Origin of the sequence: Chryseobacterium sp. PTM-20240506 (assembly GCF_048296755.1) — a bacterium.
In the GTDB taxonomy this organism is placed as follows: domain Bacteria; phylum Bacteroidota; class Bacteroidia; order Flavobacteriales; family Weeksellaceae; genus Chryseobacterium; species Chryseobacterium proteolyticum.
The window spans coordinates 3286599-3309744 of sequence record NZ_CP182581.1; the positions used below are offsets into that span (position 1 = coordinate 3286599).

Genomic DNA, 23146 nt, shown 5'->3' on the forward strand with positions numbered 1-23146 from the left:
GTGAAATAATGCAATATTAAGAAATAGTTAAATTTCAAATTGCCACAAATTGTCTCCCGGAAAGTGATTTCACTTTCCCTAAAAGCTCTAATTCCAAAATTATGGGCAAAATTTTGTGTGTCGGAAGCGTAATTTGCTGGGCAAGATCATCTAAATTTATTTGTGGATTCTTTAGAATAAATTTATAGATTATATTTTGATTATCAGTTAGTTGTATGCTTGTGGAAGAATAAGGAAAAAGTTCTTCCATTTTTTCCTTCGGCTTGTTAAAACCTAGGGTATAAATAAGGTCTTTTATTGTAGAAATTATTGCTGCTTTATTTTGAGAAATGAGCTGATTGCAACCTTGGCTATGTTGATCGGTGACTTTTCCCGGGAGAGCAAAAACATCCCTGTTGTAGCCGTTTGCAAAAGTTGCTGTACTTACAGATCCTCCCCCAAAAGCAGTTTCTACCACAATTGTAGCAGGAGAAAAACCCGCAATAATCCTGTTTCTCTGGATGAAATTTTCTCTGTCGGGTTTCCTGGAAGAATTAAATTCTGTAAAAAGAGCCCCTCCTTCATTAATTATTCTGTCAGCTAGTTTTTTATTTTTGGCCGGATATAAAGTATGGAAGCCATGAGCTAGAACACCAATCGTAGGGATTTTATGATGCAGAGACTGTTCATGGACTTCCTTATCTGCTCCCAAAGCCAGGCCACTGACCGAAACAAAATTGTAGGATTGGGCTTCATGAAAAAAGTCACTTATAAATTGTTTCCCATATGATGTGATAGTACGTGTACCCACAATACTTAATGGTTGTAAGTTTTCATTGTAGGTTCCTTTTTGGTATAAAATAGCAGGAGCGTCTTCACATTCATGGAGTAAATAAGGAAGTTCTTTCAGATGTTTTAACCTGATCTGAATACCGTTACGCTCGCAAAATTTTAATTCTTTTTCTGCGAAGTGTAAATGAGACAAATTGCCAATATCTGATACGATTTTGTGACCAAATCCATCCAGCTTTTTATATTCTTTTTTGGCTTGTTCCCAGGCATTTTTAGCGCTCCCGAATGCTTTTGTGAGTTTAGAAAGGTTAATGTCACCAATGAGGTTACATTCGCGTAATGCGATTGAATAAAGATGTTCTTCGGATATCATGTGTGCTTTTTATCCAAATGTAACGAATTAAGTTTTATTTTTTTCTTAATTCATCCAAATGATCCCAGATATCATCTCTTTTTTTGTACGGCAGTTCTAAAAAGTCTTCAGGGTGATTTTCTTTATATTCCTGCCAAAGTTTGTCATCTTTTTCGCTATAATAATTGGGGAATTCCCAGATATATCTTTTCTTTTTTTCTCCTATGTTTTTAAATGCAAATGCAATAATACTTCCTACAACAGCTCCCGATAGATGGGCTTGCCAAGATATTTTACTCGGTTCCTGAAGATTGTAAAATAGTTCCTCCGGAAACATTCCCCAAACTAAACTGCCATAATAAAGTACGACCAGTAAAGAAATGGTGAGAAGCTTCATATTCCATTTGAAGACCCCGCTGAAAAAGAGGAAAAAAGCTAGAACGTATACAATACCGCTCGCCCCAATTGTACATGTGTACATATATTCTCCTGTAAGAATATCTATGGGCGGAAGTAACCATAACAGCAAACCTGTTGCAAGCCAGCCTATGACAAATACTTTATTAGCCACTAACGGGTAAAACTGATATAGAAGAAACATCAATACGGCGATCGGAATTGAATTGCTAATGATATGATCCATATTTCCATGCAGAAGGGGAGACGTAATTATTCCAAGCAAGCCTTCAGGTAGCAGAGGTATAATAGCTCCAAAACAGCTTTGAAAAAAGCCCTGTGTCTGTAAAAAGTACCCCAGCCACATTGCTGAAAGCATCAGCAGTGGATTTATGATAGCTTTTCTGGAAATTGCGTTTTTAAACATGAAGAGATAATGTCAAATCAAAAGCCAATAATAAATTTCGGAAATTTTGGCGATGATTTCCAGATACGAAGTTTTTTTTACGACAAAAGGTAATGATTTTTATCAAGATTTAAATTTTAAAAAAATATAAAAGATTTGATTGCTGGAAAGTGGCTCGGTTTTCGTATGTTAAAGGATAATTTGTGAACAAAACAGGCTACCTGCTTTATAAATTATGGGTTCACACAAATTATATTTTATACTTTTGTAATTGAAAAATTTTTTATTATATGAAGAAGTTTTTATTGCTTGTCGGTATTTCAATGCAGTTTTTTGTAAATGCTCAGGACATAAAAAAGGATTCAATCGTTGTAGACACTGTTAAACATTGGTCGGTTTTAGGTAAAAATACATTAATGTTCAATCAGGCCGCTTTTTCAAATTGGGTTGGTGGAGGAGCCAACAATGTTGGCTGGCTTGCAGGTATCGATTATAATCTTACTTATGAAAAAGATAAGGACCTATGGGAAAACATTATTATCATGGGTTATGGACAGAATAATACAAAAGGAGTGGGAACAAGAAAGACACAGGATGTTCTCAATATTTCTACCAACTATGGAAGACAGTTTTCTAAAAGCTGGTATATTTCCTCCGGGGCAAGCTTACAGTCTCAGTTTTCAACAGGATATGAAGACGGGAATAACCCGGAAGCAAAGAAAATCTCTAATTTCATGGCTCCGGGATACTTTAACATGGGTTTGGGGGTTACCTACAGGCCAGATGATAATCTGACGGTAACATTGCGCCCGGTCAATGCAAGATGGACGTTTGTTCTGGATCCTGACCTTCAGAAAGCGGGGAATTATGGCTTAAAAGCAGATGGCGACAGTTCTCTTCTGCAATTTGGTTTTTTAGGGAATGCTGTCTACAAAATTAAGCTTATGGAGAATATTAATCTGACTAATACTGCATCGGTATTTTCAAATTACCTAGATCATCCGGATAGACTTGTTCTCGCTTATGGAGCAGTTGTCAATTTAAAAATCAACAAATATATTTCTTCCAATATTACGGTGGATGTACTCTATGACCATAATCAAATCCAAAAGACACAGCTTAAACAGACTTTAGGAATTGGTATTGCCTATACTGTGAATAATGGAGTGAAGAGATCGGACAGGAAAGATAATCAATGGTGGATCAAGAAATAGAGAAACTATATATCATAATAAAAAAAGCACTTCATACGAAGTGCTTTTTTGGTATCAATTTATTTTCTTAGAATTCAATGTCTACTTCTAATTTCTCAGCCAATAATCTGGAAATTTTTTCTTTTAAAGGTTCAATATCAATGTTTTGCATGGCATCATTGGCAAATGCATATAATAATAATGCCTGAGCTTCTTTTTTAGAGATTCCTCTTGCTCTCAGATAGAATAATGCGTCGTCATTCAGCTGACCTACAGTACAACCATGTGAACACTTTACATCATCTGCAAAGATTTCCAATTGAGGCTTTGTATCAATACTTGCTCCCTCGCTTAGCAAAACATTATTATTTTGCTGATAAGCATTGGTTTTTTGAGCTATTTTATCAACGAAAACTTTTCCGTTGAATACACCATGTGCCTTATCTTTAAATATCCCTTTATAGTTTTGATAACTTTCACAATTCGGCTGATTATGGTGAACTGCAGTATGGTGATCCACCAACTGATCTTTTCCGATAATCGTAATCCCGTTCATAAATGAATTGATATTCTGTCCGTTATGAATGAAATCGAGATTGTTTCTTACCAGTTTTCCTCCAAAGGAAAACGTGTTTACAGTTGTTAAACTATCTTTTTCCTGTTTTGCAAAAGTGTTGTCAATCAGATAAGAAGTGTCATTATCATTCTGAAGCTTATGCCAGTCTGCTTTTGCATTGGGATAAGTGAAAATTTCAGTTACTGAATTTGTTAATACAAAAGTATCATCAAAATTATGGTGACTTTCAATAATTTCCACTTTTGCTCCGTCTTCTACGATAAGCAGGTTTCTTGTGTTGTAGAAGGTGTTTTCTTCTTGATTTTGTGAAAGATAGAAAACGTGGATAGGTTTTTCAATAACTACATTTTTAGGAACTTTCAGGAAGAACCCGTATTTGCAATAAGCAAGATTCAGGTCCGTGAAAGCTGATTTTTCTGCAGCAATTGTATTAAAGTATTTATCAAATACTTCTTTATGTTTTTCATCATTCAAAGCATAGTTGAAGGACAAAAACTCTACATTCTCAATAGAAACTTTTGATAATTCTTTATGAAGTTTACCATTCACAAAAACAATCCAGTCAAAATTTTCTTCACCAAGATGCAATTGCTCCAATTGTTCTTTAGTAATATTGTGACCTTCTTTAGGGAAAAAATTATAGTTTTTTTCCGTGATCTCTTTTAGGTTGGTATATTTATATTCTTCGTCTTTTTTGGTTGGAAAACCAATACTTTCGAACGCCCGAAGAGCTGACTTTCTATCTTCATCCAGAAATCTGTGACGAAGACTTTCCAAAAACTCATCGTGGTTGTCAATAATTTGATCGTATAAAGCCATTACTGAAATTTCGGCCATCACACCTTTTTTATGTATTTAAAAATTGTATTACCATTTGCGGTTTTTCCGCTTGACTTTTAGTAATGATTGATAAAATCGGTACTAAAAATATTTCTTCTTATCTAATTAGTTAAGAAGCCAATCGTAACCTTTTGCTTCCAATTCTAAAGCAAGAGATTTGTCACCAGTCTTTATAATTTTACCGTTAGCCAGTACATGAACAAAGTCCGGTTGGATATAATTAAGCAATCTTTGATAGTGGGTAATCAAAAGAACTGCATTTCCTTCGTTTTTAAAGTAATTTACTCCATCTGCAACGATTCTTAAAGCATCAATATCCAATCCTGAATCTGTCTCATCAAGAATAGCTAATTTTGGATTAAGCATCATCATCTGAAAGATCTCATTTCTCTTCTTTTCACCTCCCGAAAATCCTTCGTTTAATGATCTTGAAAGGAAATCTTTTTTAATTCCAAGTTTTTCAGACTTTTCACGAATCATAGCAAGCATTTCTTTTGCCGGCATTTCTTCGAGTCCGTTTGCTTTTCTGTTTTCGTTTAAAGCAGCTTTAATAAAGTTAGTAACAGAAACTCCAGGAATTTCTACCGGATACTGAAAAGAAAGGAATATTCCTTTGTGCGCTCTTTCTTCAGGAGCATCCTCATTGATGTTTTCGCCCTCAAAAATAATTTCACCTTCTGTAACCTCATAATCTTCTTTTCCTGCGATAATAGAAGAAAGGGTAGATTTTCCTGCTCCGTTAGGCCCCATAATAGCATGGACTTCACCTGGTTTTATTTCAAGATTGATACCTTTTAAAATTTGTGCGCCATCTTCAATTCTGGCGTGTAAGTTTTTTATTTCTAACATTTTATTTGCTTAAACAAATTATTTTTGAATTCTATATACTAAACTTTCCGGCTGATCCGGGACATCATTAAGTTTTCCTGTCTGCTCCATTCCTGCTTTCTCCAATACTTTGATGGAAGCTATATTGTTAGGACGGACAACACCAAAAATTTCCTTTTCATTTAAATCACTAAAACCGAAGTCTATTGTCTTTTTTGAAAATTCTGTTGCATATCCTTTTCCCCAAGCTTCGGGAGCAAAGCGATATCCCAGATTTAATTTTTCTGTCTCACCATACATTTTATAGCTTAACCCTCCAAAACCAATGATTTTTTCCGGATTTTCTTTTTCTGAAACAGCCCAGGCTCCAAAATTATTTTGTTCCCAGTGTTCCAGCATCCTATTAAATGTACTTGTAGCCTTTTCAAGACTCATTGGTCCATTTGGATTATATAAATTAGTCTGCGGATCATTATTAATTTCAAAAAATTTTTCAAAATCGTCTTTTTCAGGTTTTCTTAAAATCAATCTTTCCGTAGTTTCCTTCATAATTACCCTACCGAACCTTCTAATGATATCTCTAATAATTTCTGGGCTTCAATAGCAAACTCCATTGGAAGTTTATTTAAAACTTCCTTACTGAACCCATTTACAATCAAAGCAATAGCCCTTTCTGTATCAATACCTCTCTGATTGCAATAGAAGATCTGATCTTCCCCAATTTTTGAAGTAGTAGCTTCATGTTCCAGCTGTGCAGTCGGGTCTTTGATCTCAATATATGGGAAAGTATGCGCACCGCACTCATTACCCATCAGTAATGAATCACACTGTGAAAAGTTTCTTGCTCCTTTTGCAGAAGGCATTACTTTTACCTGCCCTCTATATGAGTTCTGAGATTTTCCTGCTGAAATACCCTTGGAAATAATCGTTGATTTCGTATTCTTTCCGATGTGGATCATTTTAGTTCCTGTATCAGCATACTGGTGATTATTGGTCACCGCAATGGAGTAAAACTCACCTATTGAGCCATCTCCTTTTAAAATACAAGAAGGATACTTCCATGTTACTGCAGACCCGGTTTCAACCTGCGTCCATGAGATTTTTGCATTTTTTTCGCAAAGTCCTCTTTTAGTCACAAAATTGAATACACCTCCCTTGCCTTCTTCGTTACCCGGATACCAGTTCTGAACAGTTGAATATTTAATTTCTGCATTGTCCATTGCTATTAATTCCACAACAGCTGCATGGAGCTGATTTTCATCTCTGGAAGGAGCTGTACATCCTTCAAGATAAGAAACATAACTTCCTTCATCCGCAATAACAAGGGTTCTTTCGAACTGTCCTGTTCCAGCCTGATTGATACGGAAGTAAGTAGAAAGCTCCATCGGGCATCTTACACCTTTTGGAATATAGCAGAAACTTCCGTCAGAAAAAACCGCGGAGTTTAATGCAGAATAAAAATTATCTCCTCTTGGAACTACTTTTCCAAGATATTTTTTCACCAGGTCTGGGTGATTTTTTATCGCTTCGGAAATAGAGCAGAAAATAATTCCTTTTTCTGCCAGGGTTTCCTGAAAAGTTGTTTTTACAGAAATAGAATCGATGACGATATCTACCGCAACTCCCGAAAGTCTTTTTTGCTCTTCGATATTGATACCTAGCTTTTCAAATGTTTTGAGAAGCTCAGGATCCACCTCATCTAGGCTTGCTAGCTCAGGATTTTTCTTTGGAGCAGCATAATAACGGATAGCTTGGAAATCTGGTTTCTCATACTTAATATTTGCCCAGGTAGGTTCTACCATTTTAAGCCATATTCTGAAAGATTCCAAACGCCATTCTGTCATCCATTCCGGTTCTTCTTTTTTAGCAGAAATGGCACGGATGATATTTTCATCTAAACCAATTGGGAAATCTTCATAATCGATCTTGGTTTCCCAACCGAATTCATACTTTTTATTTTCTAAATCGACGCGTAAATCGTCTTCTGTATATTTACTCATTATTTTTTTTTAGATTTCAGATGTTAGATTTCAGATTGAAGAACAGGTCTTTTATCTGATATCCAGCATCTAATGTCTTTTCTCTATAGAGAAAAACTTTCTCCACAACCACATGTTCTGGATGCATTCGGATTGTTAAAAACAAATCCTTTTCCATTCAAACCTCCTGAATATTCAAGAATTGTACCCGCTAAATAGAGGATAGATTTTTTGTCCACAACAATCTTAACATCGTTATTTTCAATAATCTGATCTGTTTCTGTTTTTTCGTTATCAAATTTTAAAACATACTCCAAACCAGAACATCCTCCACTTTTTACCCCCACTCTTATATAATCTTCAGCAGGGTCAAAGCCTTCTTCCGTCATTAGTTGGATGGCTTTTAACTTCGCTTGATCTGATACTGTTATCATTGTATTTATTTAGAATGATTTAATCTTGCAAAAATACGAACTAATTTCCGCAATCTCAAATTGAAGATATCTATTTTAATAATTCTAATCACAAGAGGATCATTATACATATGAACACTGCTATTAAAAATGGATAAATTTTCTGCGGCAAAATTAGTGATTCTGGTCCGATTTAACTTTAGACAGTATTTTTTATCTATAAAGAACTATTATGAAAAATAAATTACCGGTCTTTTTTGTGTTGTTTCTATTGTCTATGTCTTATGGACAGACGACACGTTATATTTATGAAACAGCTGTAAATCCGGATTCAATTAACCTGGTAGGGCTGAAGACTGAAAGGACTTTCCTCGATATCAAAGGCAGTCAATCGTTATTCATAAGTGAACATAAATTAGTAAGGGACTCTCTTGTGTCAAACTTTAAACGGGATGAAAGGATAAGTAATAAAAAAGAGGGTAAAGATTTTTCAAAATTAGGAATAGGAAAATCGGGGGAACAGTCTTTTTTTGATTATTATATTCTTAAAGATATTCCGGATCAAAAAGTATATTATTACGACAGAGTAGGAGGGAAGCAGATTTATTATCAGGAGGACAGACCTATACAATGGAATGTAACAAATGATGTCGAAAAACAGAATGGCTATTCGTCACAAAAGGCAACTGCCAGCTTTGCTGGAAGAACCTGGACAGCGTGGTTTACGAAAGACATCAATGTTTCTGATGGACCTTATAAATTTTCGGGGTTACCAGGATTGATTGTAAAGCTTGAAGATGATAAAGGAGATTATAAATTTGATCTCATAAAAAAAGTTGTTGTAAAGAACCCTTTTGAAGAGCCTATGGATTCTGATGCGAGAAAAACTTCAAGGGTCAATTTCCATGGAGATAAAGCGGCGTTGGAATTGGAGCTTAGTAAAAACAAAAGAAGTATAAACGGAGGAAATAACGGTGGTATGCAAGGTTTTGAGGCAGGCAGACATCAGGGAGGAATGAATGGTGGTGGAAGAGACGGAATGAGAGGAGGAGGAATGCGTCGTGGAGGAACGGGAATGAATGGGGGGAACAGTGACCTTCCTGCACAAAGTTTCGGCTCTGGAAATACATCCTTTAATACAGGAAGCCAAAATCCGATCGAATTACAATAAAAATATAAAATAAATGAAAAAAATAGGAATCATAGTTTTAATACTATGTATGCAAATAACCTTTGCACAGGTGAACCGTTTTGTATATCAGGTAACTATGAAATCTGATGTTACAAATAAAAATGATGTAAAAACAGAGAATGCTTATTTGGATATCTCACAGGATAAATCTGTTTTTTATTCAGAAAACAGGATAAAAAGAGATTCTATTATACAAAATACTTTCCAAAGTGGTGGAGCGAGAGGCTTTAACAGAGATCAAATGGAAAGCTTACGGAGTAATATCAACTATACAATTGAGAAAGATAAAAAGGATCAAAAGATCTATTTTAAAGACCGGTTAGGCCGTGATATGTATTCATATGAAGAGGACAGGCCGTTAAACTGGAAAATATTATCTGAGACCACAAAAATAGGAGACTATAAGGTTCAAAAGGCAGAGACCGATTTTGGGGGAAGAAAATGGACAGCCTGGTTTACTACAGATCTTCCATATCAGGATGGACCTTATAAATTCAGCGGACTTCCAGGCCTTATTATAAAAGTAGAGGATGATCTTGGTGATTACTCTTTTGATTTGATGAAGAATTATAAAATCGCTGCTTTCCCTACGATGAATCAGTTTGGAAATACCATTAAGGTTAAAAGGGCAGATTATATCAAACAGCAGAAAAAGTTCTATGCAGATCCGGCATCGTTCATGACACAGGGCGGAGGAGGTTTTGCCCAAACCAGAATTGGAGGAGGAATATCCGGACCTAGAGGGAATGGAGGTGGAAATCCTGCCGATTTCCGAAAAAGAATGGAGGAGAGAGTTAAGGACGATGCAAAGAAAAATAGTAATCCAATCGAACTGCAATAAAAAAACAGCCTGAAGAATTTTCTTCAGGCTGTTTTTTAGAGTATAGTTGTTACTTTAAAAGTTGATTAAATGTATCTCCTTGTCTGATATCCCCGGTATTATAACCTTTCATAAACCATTCCTTACGTTGGGCAGATGATCCATGAGTAAAACTTTCCTGATTAACATATCCCTGGGACCTTTTTTGAATATTGTCGTCACCAACAGCCTGAGCAGCTTCTATCGCAGAATCGATATCTCCCGGTTCCAGAATATGCCTTTCCTGATCTATGTTTTTCGCCCAGACTCCTGCGTAAAAATCGGCCTGCAATTCAGTAGCGACTGATACTCTGTTCATATCCGCTTCCGAATATCTTCCACTTCTTCTCAGTGCATCTACTTTTTGAGTGGTTCCTAACAAAGTCTGTACGTGGTGCCCGACTTCATGGGCAAGTACATAGGCTATAGTAAATTCTGTTACTTTAGCACCGAACCTTTGTTGCAACTCGTTAAAGAAGCTCATATCCATGTATACTTTCTGATCTGCGGGGCAATAGAATGGTCCCATTGCTGCTTGAGCCGTACCACAACCTGATTGTGTTGTTTCTTCGAAAAGAACAATTTTCGGAGGTGTATAGGTCATTCCATTTTCCTTGAAAATCTGATTCCATGTAAGGTTATTCCAGCCACTCATCATATCTACCATTTCTCCAATTTTCTTTTCATTGGCATTTAGCTCCCTTTGCTCTGTTTGGGTAGGTGATGACATGTTGCTCCCTGAACTTAATATGCTGGAAGGATCCCCGCCTAAGAAGAAAACAATGGCTGCAATAATTAATGTTCCTAATCCTCCTCCAACGATCATACCACCGCTCCCTCCGGAACCTCGGCGGTCTTCAACGTTCCCTCCTCTATCGTCTGTCCATTTCATAGTAATTTTTTTGTGTATGTAAATTTAAAGATTTAATGCTGAAAATAAAATAAGAGGACTATAAAATCCTCTTATGTATTTACTATATTGATATCTACAATACATTAGCGATTAAGCTGGTTTGTTTTTAGCCAATATGAAGTCGACTGATAGGCGGAAATTGCATCGTCAACAATTTTTTGATCCGGCTTTTTTAAAGGATTTTCATCATAATAAATGCTAAATTCCGGAGTAAGTTTATCCTTCTTTTGGGAAAGGGAATATTGCTTTATCTTTTTAACAGGAGAAATTACCGTTAAATATCCGTCTTTTACAAAACCCAGATCCTGATAAGTGGCAATATATGCTTTAGGCTGAAATTCTTTTTTGAGAACATCCTGGCCCAGGAACTTCGATTGATAGCTGAAGTTGAGTAATCCCAAAACAGTTGGCATAAGATCTATTTGTGACATAAGCTTATCAAATTTTACAGGCTGGATAAAATCTTCTGAAAAAACCATTGCGGGAATTCTGTATTTGTCCATAGGTAATTCCGTACTTCCTGCACTTGAAGCACAGTGGTCAGCTACAATAACGAAAACGGTGTTTTTGTACCAATCTTGTTTTTTTGCCATCTCGAAAAACTTGCGAAGGGAGTAATCTGTATATTTTACACCTCCTTCTCTTGATTTTGCATCTCCGGGGATATCTATTCTTCCGCCCGGATAAGTGAAAGGTCTGTGATTGGAAACAGTCATCCAATGGTTAAAAAATGGTTTTCCGGATTTTGACTCTGCATTCATTACCTGAATGGCTTTTTTCGCCATATCTTCATCAGCGACTCCCCAAACGTTGGCAAAGGTTATTTCTTCCGGCTTGAAATTATTTCTGTCAACAATTCCGTATCCATTTCCGGCAAAGAAATCCTGCATATTATCAAAATAGCTGTAGCCTCCATACAGGAATTTTACATCATATCCTTTTGATTTAAAGATATTTCCTGTTGTAAATTTGTTTTTATTATTTTCTCTTTTTATGATGCTTTCTCCGGCTGTTGGCGGGATACAAAGGGTTAAGGCTTCGAGGCCCCGAACTGTTCTGTTTCCTGTTGCATACAAATTGGTAAACATCATGGATCGGTCAGCCAGACTATCCAGGAAAGGAGTTATTTTCTGATCATTTCCATAATGCTGCATAAAATCTGCAGATAAGCTTTCGATGGATATAAGAACCACGTTCTTTTTAAGTTCCGGTTGGTCGGATGTAATATTTCTTGTAAGGGCAGGTTCAGGGTATTGGCTTAAAAAATTATGTTCTGCTGTTTTTTGATCTATATGCGGATAAAACTGAAAGTAATCCAATTCATTATGGGTAAATGCCCAGTAAAATTTCGGGAAACCATTGGCTTCGATTTCTTCTGCAAATACATTTGAGGATTTGATTTGGGTTGTGAATGTAAGAGAGAATAAGCTGATTCCGGCAAGTATTATGAAAGACGCTAATAAAACCAGTTTTTGCTTGAAGTCAGGAAGCTCCTTAAGTTCATCTTTGGTCTTTTTAAAGATAAACCATGTAACTGCAGATGTAAGTGCAAAAATAATCAGAAAGAGAGGAAGGACAGGGTAGCTTTCCATTATATTTCCGATCACTTCATTAGTATATATGAGATAATCTACGGCAATAAAATTATATCGTAATCCAAATTCATTATAAAAGAAATATTCACTTACTGCATTAAATATGATGAGCAGTACATATATAAATAATGTGATAAAATAGAGGATATTTCTGATTTTAATCCTTTTGGAAGGAAAAAAAAGCATTAATGCAAAGCAAAGGATCTTTACTCCAATAAAAGCAAGTGTAATTTCTGCTATAGAACCGCCATATTGTTTGAAAATATTATTAGGAATAAAAAGTATGTAGAAAAAAAGGAGCACTAAAGCTCCCAATATGATTTGTCCGTAAGGATTTTTGTATTTTGAATCTGAAAGAAATAAAAAGTAAAGCGCCAGAAATGTACTAGCCAGTATAAACACAAAAACATCATTAGCCACACCAACTACTAAAACTTTAAGGACTTCAAAAAAGCCAAAGCTTGCTGTAGTTATTGGATGGAAAAAAAACACTATCCTAATGATAAGTGATACGATAAGATAAAAGAATCCTAAGTATAAAAATGGTTTTATTTTTTGCGAATACATTCAGATTAGATATATGTTAACTTTTACAAAGATAGTTTTTATGCACAGTTTTTCAAGAGAAAAAATAAAAACAGGTAGTTTGTTGTATTTTTTATAATAAATTAAATTATTCTTAAGTTGAATTCTCTATAAGCTGTAGCCTCAAATTGGTCCCTAAACCTAGGTACAGAAAAAGGGACTATCATTTGATGTCCCTTTATATTCTCTAAGAAAAGAGATATGCTAAGAATGGCCAAAGCCAATGTTCCCTTTTTTATCTGATAAATTCTTTTTGAAATCTATCATTCTTAAGGCTGTAACGGCTGCTTCTACGCCCTTATTTCCCAAATCTCCACCGCTTCGCGCAATCGATTGCTCTTTGGTGTCATCGGTAAGAACACAAAAGATGGTTGGGGTATCTGTTAAAATATTACAATCTTTAATTCCCTGGGCTACCGCAGAAGATACAAAGTCGAAGTGTGGAGTTTCTCCACGGATAATACATCCTATTGCAATCACAGCATCGAATTTTCTTTCTTTGCAAAGCTGCATACTTGCATAATTTAACTCGAAGGCTCCCGGCACCGAAAACAACTTTATATTTTCTGTTTTTACTCCTTCTTTTTCAAGGATTTCTAAAGCTGCATCACGAAGATTGTAAGTTACAAAGTCATTCCACTCAGAAAAAACAATGCCGATAGAAAAATCTTCGGCATTGGTTATATGAAGTGGCTTGTAATCGGAAAGATTAACTGTTGCCATTTTTAATAATATTTAGTCATTTCAATATAAGAATCAGACATTCCGTTATCGTAGTCCTGATATTTCTCGTCAATAGTTGAGAAGTATTTTTTTGCATCTGCATTTTTCTTTAATCCTAATGCAACAATACCTGCTTTTCTTGTAAAGTAGTAAGAAGTATAAGGATCTGAAGATGCTGTTGCTGCCTTGTCTAATAATGCTAAAGCTTCATCATTTTTATTAAGACCGGATTTAGCATCAGCCATGGCACCATACTTCATAGCCATCAATGTTTTATTATCAGAAGAAAACTGATCCAAAAGATCATATGCTTCTTGAAATTTTCCTTCTTTGAATTTTAACAAACCGGCATTATATCCTGCAAGCTTACCGATATCTGTAGAAGAAAAATCATTATAAGTTCCAATAAAACCTGGATTAGCAGCAGATTTACCTCCTAAAGCTTCTTTATCTTTACCTTCGGTAAGGTTTTTCTGAGCGGCAAGGAATGTCTTTACTGCTTCGGCATTTTGAGGAGCAACAACAAATTGCTTATAGGCGAAAAATCCTAAAACTCCTAAAATCAAAGCCCCAAAAACAATACCTAATGGTTTTGAGTACTTTTCAAGGAATCTTTCTGTATTCAAAGCCTCTCTGTCAAGATCTTTAAAAAATTCCACTGTTTCTTTACCTTCTTGCTCTTTCTGAGCATTCTTTGCAAGTTTTGCCATAAATTCTTAAAAATTGAATTGCAAATTTAATTGTTTCTGAATGATTTACAAAATATAAATTATGAATATTAGTTTTTGTGGCCTTAAATGTCAAAAGATTCTGGGCTTTGTTTTTAAAACTTCAATTTAAATATTTTGTAAGTGCTTCTTTTTTCTTTAGGTAAGTGTATTTGAGAAGTTGTAAAGTAGAGATTCCTTTGGTTGTCAAAAGCAAATGAATCAGGCCATTTTATAGCTTCATCTTTTATTATTTCGGTAAAAACACCTTGTTTATTTATTTTACTGATTGCATTTTTCTCTAAACTACTTAGAAAAAGTTCTCCTTTCTTGTTGAATATAATCCCATCATTGGCTCCGGTTTGCGCATACTTTTCCACCTTTGTTCCCAATTCGGTATCAGAAATATTTTTATCTAATAAATATGCAACCGGTATCCTGTAGACATTTTTACCCATCAATGAGCAAAAATATAAATATCCGCTCGGTGCATCAAGTTCTATTCCGTCCGAATGCACCGGGTGTTTCCTTTCGTAACCTTCTATTATAATCTTATCTACTTCGGTTAAGGTAGAGTAATGATTGACAAGAACTCTTCGTACTTCGGTGGTGTTTAGATCGAACATGACAATACCACCGACCTGTGAATCTGTAAAATAAGCAATGTGATTTTTATGGTCTATTCTAAAATCATTTAAGTAAGCTTTGCTTGTTATTTTCTCGGCAGGTAAAAAGTAATTGTGGATGAGGGTATTATTTTTAAGATCAAAGCAAAATAGGCGGGCGCCTTTTGTGGTATCGGTCAAAAGCTCATAGCCTGTATCCAAAACCCAAAGTAAGTCTTTACTATCTACATACATACTTTGAACACAAATAAACTGATTATTGTTTGATGTATTTTCTGTCCAATTGTTCCAATGCGGATTAGGAAAAGGGATGGTCTTCCCGTCAATAATTTCTGCAACAGAAACCGGTGTTTCCGGAGACCATCTTGGGAAATTGACAAAAACACGATTAGTTTTGGAAATGGCAATTCCGGTCCATTGTTGCGGATTTTCAGCAAAGATACTCATCTGAACTTTGCTGGTTGTTTCCTGACTATAAGCCACCACGTTTGTTATAAACAAACATAAGAAAACTATTTTTTTTAATTTGTACATAATAACATCTATTTTTTAGTAAACTTTAATACAAAAATGGATGTATATGGCGAAATGTAAAAGGATGATTCTCACAAATATTTTGTGACGAATCTCACTATTTAGAACCCAGACGACTTAGGGATTCTCTTGAAACTCCAATGTAAGAGGCAATTATTGTTTTCGAAACCCTTTGAAAAAGATCAGGGTATTGTGCAAGGAGAACTTCATAACGCTCCTTTATATTATCGGATAAAAGCGAAATCATTCGTTTTTGAAGAGCAACAAATCCACTGTTGGCTTTTTTTCTGAAAAAATGCTCTACTTTTTGCATTTCTTTACACAGTTTTTCCCGGTTTTCATAAGATAAACAAAGGAGCTCTGTATTTTCGAGGCAGTCTACGTTAAATATGGCTTTTGTATGGGTGAAATAAGCTTGATAATCTGTGATCCACCAATTTTCCATCGCAAACTGTATAATGTGTTCCTTTTCTTTTTCATCAGTATAGGAAGCTTTCAATAATCCTTTTTTCACCCAATATGTGTGATTAACAGAATCGTCTTTTTGAATGAGGAACTGATGTTTTTTTAATTTTTTTATTGTAAAGTGAGAAAGAATGTAAGCAAATTCATCATCAGTCAAATCAATTATTTCTTCGAAATGTGCTCTCAGGTTTTCCATTACAGGTTTTTGATTCTGACAGTATGATATTTTAGTATTCTAATATATGATAGATTTCCGCATTGAATTTACGTAGTTTTTCATCGCCTTTTAAATCTTTCAAAACAGATAAAAAGCTGAACTGGGCTACTGTTGCACTTTGTTTCTCTACCAATTTTGCTGCTGCTTCTGTTGTACCACCTGTTGCAAGCAAATCATCATGGATGAGGACTCGCTGTCCTTTTTTGATCTGACCTTCACGGGTTTCAATCTCTGCACTTCCATATTCCAGATCATATTTTTCAGAAACAATAGGAGGGGGTAGCTTTCCCTTTTTCCTGATCAGGATAAATGGAACTTCAAGGGCTACAGCAATAGCAATCCCAAAAAGATAACCACGGCTTTCAATTCCACAAACAGCATCTATTTTTCCTTTACTGAATTTCACAAGATCTTCAATAACGTCTTCATATAACTTTGGATTTAGAAAAATTGGTGAAATGTCTTTAAACTGTATTCCCGGAATAGGAAAGTCAGGAACATTTTCAATGGTATTTTCCAGTTGCTTAATTAATTCCTTTGAGGCCATTTATGGGTTTATTTTGTAGCTGGAAATTTTCCAGTCACCATTTACATTTTTAAGTCCGAAAGTTACTTTTAGAGAAGTGGTTTTTCCATTCTTATCGGTAACATCATAAGTTGCATTCACACTAGAGCTGTTTGCGTTTGTAGCATTGGTTGTAATGTTTTTTACACTTACATTTTTTACAGATCCAAATCCGGAAGTAGGATTTGAAAATGATTCATAGCTTCCCCAACTTGGATTGTTTGAAGCATCAAAAGCAGCTTTAAGATTTTGCGAACTTACATTATTTAGGAATTTACTTACTGTATTTTTTGGATCTGCAGCAGGTTGTTTAGGAGTTGCCGGAGATGTTGATGCAGACGGATCTGTAGAAACAGGTGCTGTTCCTGTAGGATTATTTGGATCAATTACAGCATTAGGATCCTGATTTACTACTGTAGAATCTGTTTTAGGAGGAGCCGGAACTTTCAAAGCTGAAGGGTTAACTTCAAGTCCTATTTTAGACATTTTGAATGTTTTTGCAGTTGTCTTAATAGACACCGTGATATCTATTTTATTGTCCACAACTTTTGAAGCGAGAAGAGATGAAAACTTTAAATTGAAACCTTTAAAGTTGTTATCAGTCATTAGATTTTTAGCGGTAGAGAGCTTTACTCCATTACTGAAAACTTCCAGGGTTGTTTCTAATCCAGCTCCTGTAAAAGTAACAGGATTACCGGCGTTATCCACAAGCTTTGGGATAATTTGTATAGCAGTGGCTCCGTTTCCATCGTCAGCTGATGGTCTCGTTATAATACTTAATGAATTTGCTTTTACATCATTGGGATCTGTCTCTTTTGCTTTTTCGTCACCGAAGATATTCATTTCTCCTAATGACGGAGGAGCGGTACTTGCCCATTCGATATTATTTTTTTGAGCAACTTCATCTGCCATTGCCATAATTTCAGGAACTTTTTTTCCGTCGATCAACTTACCAAGAGCTTTTACCTCATTGATGTCACCATCAGCATCTACACCAAAGGTTTTAAGGATATAAAGCGCCTCATTAAACTTGATTTGTTTAATGGTAGACAGACTTGAAGCCATGTCATTGATACTTGACTGTAAAGTTTTTGTACTCGTAGCATCTACATGATCTTTCTTGCATGCTGTAAAAAGCAATAAACTAAAAATAAGTAGAAGAGAAAACTTTTTCATTTTAATTGAGTTTGATACAAATTTAGTAAAACCTTTATGAATAGAAATTTTTATTTTTTATTTCTTCTTCATTTTAGCTGATTGTAGTATCAAATCATCCTGTTCTATGGGTTGTATTTGTTAGGCTGTTCTTTTAGATCTCCTTTAAAGAATGAGCTGAAAATGCTTTGCATATTTGGAAATGAGGCGTCCTGCCAAAAAGATATTTTGTAATTGCTGTTATCTTTATCAAATCTTACTTTATTGGTATCGTTATCATTTTCGAAGCTGAATTCGGTTGGATAGAAATTAGAATACACTATGATTTGATTGTAATCTGGCTCACTTTTATGTTTTAATTTAACAAAGGTGCGCTCATTGTATTCTAGAAAATCTCTTAAACCTTTTGATGATCCCTTTTCAAATGTGAGATTAAGGATTGTCCTGATATCATAAAACCGGAATCCAAGAAATGCGAATTCTTTCTCCTGTAAAACACCGCCGGAAATTTCGATCTGGTCTTTCCTGTCTCCTTTTAATTCTTTTATTTCAGTAATTTTTGTTTTATAATCTTCTGGATTTCCCAAGTGCTTAAGCTTAGGAAGATTCAGCGAGTTCCCATAATCCCATGATGAAGTTTGTTTTTTTTCATTTTTAGGATCTTCCAGACGATAGATTCTGTACTGCTGAACATTTGTACTTTTCAGCTTTTTACTTTTATTGTCAAAAATATAGGTAATTATTCCATCCGCATATGCATTAAGCTTATTATTAACCGTAACATAAGAGTTGAAATTTCCTTTGATGAAAATGTATTTAGCCGGTTTATTATTTTTGATCACGACTGTCTCAATTTCCTTTATCCGATCATTGAGTTTTATAATGTCGTGGTCAATTTCTGTGTAGGATAGTGTTGCTACGGAAAAATTATCGTAAACCAATTGGAATTTTTCCTGAGAGGGATCCAATGCTTTTTTGTCTATTTTACCATCAATATCTGAATAGGCTAGGATGCTTCCATCTTTTCCAAAGACAGATACTTTTGGCAAGGGTCTATTGTCCTTTTCAGAAACAAAAGTTATCGTCTGTGAATGCATGAAACTAAAGATGAGCAGGAATATGATCTGTAATACATAATTTTCCTTCATAATAAAAGCTGTTTAATGGTTTGTATTCATATATAAAGACACCGGATTTTGAAAATAGTTGCCTGATACATCAATTATAATCATAAAAAAAGACTGATTATTTAATAATCAGTCTTTTATAGTTTTTATTTTGTTACAAGTCCTTAGAAAGGATACTCATAAATTTCAGATTCATGTAAGAATGGGTTTCCTGTAGGAATCAATTTAAGTTTAGATAATGCAGTCATTACAGTAAACATAAATAACCCAACAATGAATAGGATAGATCCTAAGATCAGGATGAATACTTCAGGAGTATTCCAGTATGGTCCTACTGTTCCCGGCATTACCATATTGAAGTAATCTAGAATGTGTCCAAGGATTACAACTACTGCCATTGTAGTAACTACTTTATAGTTTCTCTTGATACTGCTGCTTACTAATACCAATAAAGGTAATAAGAAGTTAATGATCAACATTGGAAGGAAAGTAGGTGAGTAGTGTTGGAATCTTCCAAAGAAGTAATTAACCTCTTCCGGTACGTTGGCATACCAGTAAAGCATGAACTGTGCAAACCATGTATATGTCCAAAGCATACTTGTTGCGAAAAGGAATACTCCAAGATCGTGTAAGTGGTTATCATTGAACTGTGGTAAGAAACCGTTCTTCTTAAGGTATACACTGATTAGGATGATTACTGCAATACCACTAGACAGGCAGCTAACCATAGAATACCAGATATACATTGTAGAATACCAGTGAGGGTCAATAGACATCAACCAATCCCAAGCCCATGCAGCTGAACAGAATCCAAAGAATACAATATATCCTACTGCCCATCTGTAAAGCATTTGGTAGTCGATTCTTGATTTAGTTTCATCTACTTTCTTTGAAACAGCTTTTAATTTCCATGCGAAGAATGATGCTCCGATTACATACAAGAACGTTCTGAATGCATAGAAAGGGATATTTAAGAATCTTTTTTTCTCGAATAAGATCACATCAAAGTGCGGAGAATCAGGGTTTGTTAACTCCGGATCCATCCAATGGAAAAGGTGACCATTGTGAGAAATGTTTAATAGCATAAGGATGATCAAAATAGCTCCCCCGTATGGAATATAAGAAGCAATAGCTTCCATTACTCTTGTAATGATAATTGGCCAACCTGCGTGAGCTGCATGCTGAATACAGTAGAAAAATAATACTGCACAACTTACTCCGAAGAAAAATACAGCTACAAAGTGTAGTGATGCCAACGGCTGGTTGTGAACCTGCAATTCTGCGTGTTCCAAATGGGCAGCGTGGTCCTGAGGTCCTACCATTTCACTTGAATGTGTAGGAGCATTGTGACCTGAAGCATGAACAGCTTCCATCATCTGTTCAATTTTCTCTGTGCTGATTCCTTTATTCAAGAAAAAACCAATACCAAATAGAACTAAACCTACAACAAGCAGTATTATAGAAATTGATTTTAATTTTGGTGAAAAAGTATACATTTCTTTTCTTATTTTTTAGTTTCGGTAGTCGTTTCAGTTGCTGGTGCCGCTGCTGTAGCTGTAGCTGCCGCAGGTGCTGCTGCTCCTTTTTTGAAAGCACTCATCACATACATTGCTACTCTCCATCTGTCTCCTGCATTCAATTGTCCTGCATAAGACCCCATCGCATTTCTACCGTTTGTTAATACATAATGAACAGATCCCACAGTAATTTCTCTATCAGCATAGTTAGGTACACCTGAGAAAGCACCGCTTTGTACGATTGGTCCTTGTCCATCACCTCCTGTTCCGTGACATGCCGCACAAGTATGGTCGAACAACATTTTTCCTCTTTCTATATCTTTAGCTGCATTAGCTGGATTTAGAGGAGAAGTCGTCAACTTTTTTGATGCATCATATCCTGCATTATATTCATCTGCATTTTTAGGAAGTAATCCTTCTTCAAAAATTCCGTCTTTATTTTGAGCAACACTCCCTTCTACTGGAGCAAGTCCTGTTGCATAGCTATTTTTAACAAACGCTGGAATTTCATTGTCATGATCTGAATAAGCATCTTTAGCCTTCATCAATGGATCATATGCTACCGGGAAATACATATCCGGGAAATATACCAGAGGTGCATTTTCTTTCGGTCCGCAAGAATTAAGTAAAACTGTTGTTAAACCTAAGATTGCAGTAATTCTTAATACATTCTTTTTCATTTTAAGCGTCTTTAACAGTTATTTCTTCAACTCCAGTCTCAATAAGTAGCTGTTTTACAGATTCTACATCTTCAGTTACAAATTCCATCATGAATTTGTCATCTGTAGTTCTCGGATCCGGATTTTGTGCCGGAGCTCCAGGATACATCTTGTTTCTTACCAAGAAAGTAAGTGACATCATGTGAGCAGCACAGAATACCATTAATTCAAACATCGGAACTACGAATGCCGGCATGTTGTGTCCCCAGTCAAAAGCTGGTTTACCACCGATATTCTGAGGCCAGTCATGATTCATTACATACCAGGTTACAGTTGCACCGATCGTAACACCATAACAAGCATAGATAAAAGCAGCATCAGAAATTCTTGTCTTCTTCAGACCTAAAGCTTTATCTAGTCCGTGAACCGGAAATGGAGTATAAACCTCGTTGATTTTTATTCCTTTATCGTTGAATGCTTTAACGCCGTTCATTAAATCGTCGTCATCAGCATAAAGTCCGTATACAATTTTAGTGGTGCTCATCTCCTTCTTTTGCTTTATAAGTTTCACCTGAGATTTTCAAAATCGATTTTAATTCAGCCTGTGCAATTACAGGGAATGTTCTTGCGTATAATAAGAATAGTACAGAGAAGAATCCGATTGTTCCTAAATATACACCTACGTCAATAATGGTTGGTTTAAACATCGTCCATGAACCTGGCAAGTAATCTCTTGAAAGGTTGATTACGATGATATCGAAACGCTCAAACCACATACCGATGTTGATAATTAGTGCTACAATGAAAGTCCAGATAATGTTCGTTCTTGCTCTTTTGAACCAGAAAGAAGCCGGAATAACAAGGTTACAGATAATTAGTGACCAGAAAGCCCACCAATAAGGACCTGTTGCTGCACCTGGAGAAAGATACGTAAAATCTTCAAATCTTGATCCTGAGTACCATCCTATGAAATATTCAGTTGCGTAAGCTACAGTTACCATACCACCTGTTACCACAATTACGATGTTCATAATTTCAATGTGATACATAGTGATGTAATCTTCAAGGTGACAAACTTTTCTGGCAATTAACAATAGTGTTTGTACCATTGCAAATCCTGAGAAAATCGCACCGGCAACGAAGTACGGAGGATAGATCGTAGAGTGCCATCCTTTAATAACTGAAGTTGCGAAGTCAAAGGATACGGTAGTGTGTACTGAGAATACAAGTGGAGTTGCCAAACCTGCTAAAACCAAAGATAATTCTTCAAATCTTTGCCAGTGTTTTGCTTTACCACCCCAACCGAATGCTAGGAATGTATAGATTTTTCTAGTCCAAGGAGTTTTAGCTCTATCTCTGATCATTGCAAAGTCAGGGATCAATCCCATGAACCAGAAAACTGTAGATACTGAGAAATACGTAGAGATCGCAAATACGTCCCAAAGTAGAGGAGAGTTAAAGTTCCCCCAAAGAGAACCGAATTGGTTTGGAAGAGGGAATACCCAATATCCTACCCAAACTCTACCCATGTGGATTACAGGGAAGATAGCTGCCTGTACAACAGCGAAGATCGTCATCGCTTCAGCTGAACGGTTTACAGACATTCTCCAACGCTGTCTAAATAATAATAATACCGCTGAGATTAGGGTTCCGGCGTGACCAATACCTACCCACCATACGAAGTTGGTGATATCCCAACCCCAGTTAATAGTTCTGTTAAGCCCCCATGCTCCAATACCTGTTCCGATAGTATAAGCGATACACCCGAATCCATAGATGAATAGAACTAGTGCTGCATATAGTGATATCCACCATAATTTACCTGCTCTTTCTTCGATAGGTCGTGCAATATCTTCTGTGATATCGTGATAAGTTTTGTGACCAATAATTAGAGGTTCCCTTATCGGAGCTTCGTAATGTCCTGACATTTTTTACCTATTTATTATTTAAAC

At 35.7% G+C, this 23146-nt stretch carries 23 protein-coding genes; 3 read left to right on the forward strand and 20 right to left on the reverse strand.

The features are described from left to right. Positions 1-34: 34 nt before the first annotated feature. Both dprA and ACNFU2_RS14680 read right to left on the reverse strand, forming a co-directional pair. Positions 35-1144, reverse strand: coding sequence for a DNA-processing protein DprA (dprA, locus tag ACNFU2_RS14675; RefSeq protein WP_273650350.1), 1110 nt, complete (start codon positions 1142-1144; stop codon positions 35-37). A 34-nt stretch (positions 1145-1178) separates the two neighbouring features. Further along, positions 1179-1946, reverse strand: a complete 768-nt coding sequence (locus ACNFU2_RS14680) for a rhomboid family intramembrane serine protease (protein WP_172281976.1) — start codon at positions 1944-1946, stop codon at positions 1179-1181. Between the two features lie 269 nt (positions 1947-2215). Between ACNFU2_RS14680 and ACNFU2_RS14685 the strand changes: the two genes are divergently transcribed. After that, positions 2216-3139 (forward strand): DUF3078 domain-containing protein, encoded by a 924-nt coding sequence (locus tag ACNFU2_RS14685; RefSeq protein WP_273650351.1) that lies wholly within the window; start codon positions 2216-2218, stop codon positions 3137-3139. A gap of 67 nt (positions 3140-3206) precedes the next feature. On the opposite strand, the gene sufD is transcribed toward ACNFU2_RS14685, so the two are convergent. The 5 genes from sufD to ACNFU2_RS14710 form a co-directional block, all read right to left on the reverse strand. Next, a complete protein-coding gene (gene sufD / locus ACNFU2_RS14690) occupies positions 3207-4514 on the reverse strand; it encodes a Fe-S cluster assembly protein SufD (RefSeq protein WP_172282427.1) in 1308 nt (435 codons plus the stop codon). A gap of 126 nt (positions 4515-4640) precedes the next feature. Next, the gene (gene sufC, locus ACNFU2_RS14695; RefSeq protein ID WP_172281980.1) at positions 4641-5384 is read right to left on the reverse strand and encodes a Fe-S cluster assembly ATPase SufC; all 744 of its coding nucleotides are present in this window, start codon (positions 5382-5384) and stop codon (positions 4641-4643) included. Positions 5385-5402: 18 nt separating this feature from the next. Then, positions 5403-5912, reverse strand: coding sequence for a GNAT family N-acetyltransferase (locus tag ACNFU2_RS14700; RefSeq protein ID WP_418122153.1), 510 nt, complete (start codon positions 5910-5912; stop codon positions 5403-5405). A gap of 2 nt (positions 5913-5914) precedes the next feature. After that, positions 5915-7363: a Fe-S cluster assembly protein SufB gene (sufB, locus tag ACNFU2_RS14705; RefSeq protein WP_172281983.1), complete on the reverse strand. Its 1449-nt coding sequence runs from the start codon at positions 7361-7363 to the stop codon at positions 5915-5917. 83 nt (positions 7364-7446) lie between these two features. Continuing rightward, positions 7447-7776: a HesB/IscA family protein gene (locus tag ACNFU2_RS14710; protein WP_172281985.1), complete on the reverse strand. Its 330-nt coding sequence runs from the start codon at positions 7774-7776 to the stop codon at positions 7447-7449. Positions 7777-7987: 211 nt separating this feature from the next. Between ACNFU2_RS14710 and ACNFU2_RS14715 the strand changes: the two genes are divergently transcribed. Together ACNFU2_RS14715 and ACNFU2_RS14720 are read left to right on the forward strand one after the other, a co-directional pair. After that, complete coding sequence (locus tag ACNFU2_RS14715; protein ID WP_306613318.1) at positions 7988-8926, forward strand: GLPGLI family protein; 939 nt, start codon at positions 7988-7990, stop codon at positions 8924-8926. Positions 8927-8939: 13 nt separating this feature from the next. Then, positions 8940-9788 (forward strand): GLPGLI family protein, encoded by an 849-nt coding sequence (locus tag ACNFU2_RS14720; protein WP_418122156.1) that lies wholly within the window; start codon positions 8940-8942, stop codon positions 9786-9788. A gap of 49 nt (positions 9789-9837) precedes the next feature. Here ACNFU2_RS14720 and ACNFU2_RS14725 read toward each other — a convergent pair whose 3' ends face one another. The 13 genes from ACNFU2_RS14725 to nrfD all read right to left on the reverse strand — a co-directional run bounded on the left by ACNFU2_RS14725 (position 9838) and on the right by nrfD (position 23122). After that, a complete protein-coding gene (locus ACNFU2_RS14725) occupies positions 9838-10698 on the reverse strand; it encodes a neutral zinc metallopeptidase (protein ID WP_273650355.1) in 861 nt (286 codons plus the stop codon). Positions 10699-10802: 104 nt separating this feature from the next. Further along, on the reverse strand, positions 10803-12881 hold the full coding sequence (locus ACNFU2_RS14730) for an LTA synthase family protein (protein ID WP_273650356.1): 2079 nt from the start codon (positions 12879-12881) through the stop codon (positions 10803-10805). A 222-nt stretch (positions 12882-13103) separates the two neighbouring features. After that, entirely contained in the window at positions 13104-13622 is a 519-nt protein-coding gene (ribH, locus tag ACNFU2_RS14735) for a 6,7-dimethyl-8-ribityllumazine synthase (protein ID WP_172281994.1), read from the reverse strand. 2 nt (positions 13623-13624) lie between these two features. Beyond that, positions 13625-14332 carry a tetratricopeptide repeat protein gene (locus ACNFU2_RS14740; protein ID WP_172281996.1) on the reverse strand — a complete coding sequence of 236 codons (708 nt, stop codon included), beginning with the start codon at positions 14330-14332 and terminating at the stop codon, positions 13625-13627. Between the two features lie 113 nt (positions 14333-14445). Next, complete coding sequence (locus tag ACNFU2_RS14745; protein WP_306613323.1) at positions 14446-15489, reverse strand: SMP-30/gluconolactonase/LRE family protein; 1044 nt, start codon at positions 15487-15489, stop codon at positions 14446-14448. A gap of 97 nt (positions 15490-15586) precedes the next feature. Then, positions 15587-16150 (reverse strand): Crp/Fnr family transcriptional regulator, encoded by a 564-nt coding sequence (locus tag ACNFU2_RS14750; protein WP_172282000.1) that lies wholly within the window; start codon positions 16148-16150, stop codon positions 15587-15589. Between the two features lie 31 nt (positions 16151-16181). Continuing rightward, a complete protein-coding gene (locus ACNFU2_RS14755; protein ID WP_273650358.1) occupies positions 16182-16718 on the reverse strand; it encodes an adenine phosphoribosyltransferase in 537 nt (178 codons plus the stop codon). Then, positions 16719-17912 carry a hypothetical protein gene (locus ACNFU2_RS14760; RefSeq protein WP_418122160.1) on the reverse strand — a complete coding sequence of 398 codons (1194 nt, stop codon included), beginning with the start codon at positions 17910-17912 and terminating at the stop codon, positions 16719-16721. Between the two features lie 104 nt (positions 17913-18016). After that, positions 18017-19039, reverse strand: a complete 1023-nt coding sequence (locus ACNFU2_RS14765) for a hypothetical protein (protein WP_273650359.1) — start codon at positions 19037-19039, stop codon at positions 18017-18019. Between the two features lie 143 nt (positions 19040-19182). Then, positions 19183-20514, reverse strand: a complete 1332-nt coding sequence (locus ACNFU2_RS14770; RefSeq protein WP_172282008.1) for a quinol:cytochrome C oxidoreductase — start codon at positions 20512-20514, stop codon at positions 19183-19185. 8 nt (positions 20515-20522) lie between these two features. Continuing rightward, positions 20523-21215, reverse strand: a complete 693-nt coding sequence (locus ACNFU2_RS14775) for a c-type cytochrome (protein ID WP_172282010.1) — start codon at positions 21213-21215, stop codon at positions 20523-20525. A 1-nt stretch (position 21216) separates the two neighbouring features. Continuing rightward, positions 21217-21738 (reverse strand): DUF3341 domain-containing protein, encoded by a 522-nt coding sequence (locus tag ACNFU2_RS14780; protein WP_122546000.1) that lies wholly within the window; start codon positions 21736-21738, stop codon positions 21217-21219. Beyond that, positions 21725-23122 carry an NrfD/PsrC family molybdoenzyme membrane anchor subunit gene (gene nrfD / locus ACNFU2_RS14785; RefSeq protein ID WP_172282012.1) on the reverse strand — a complete coding sequence of 466 codons (1398 nt, stop codon included), beginning with the start codon at positions 23120-23122 and terminating at the stop codon, positions 21725-21727. The genes ACNFU2_RS14780 and nrfD overlap by 14 nt, the downstream gene beginning before the upstream one ends. Positions 23123-23146: the final 24 nt, after the last annotated feature.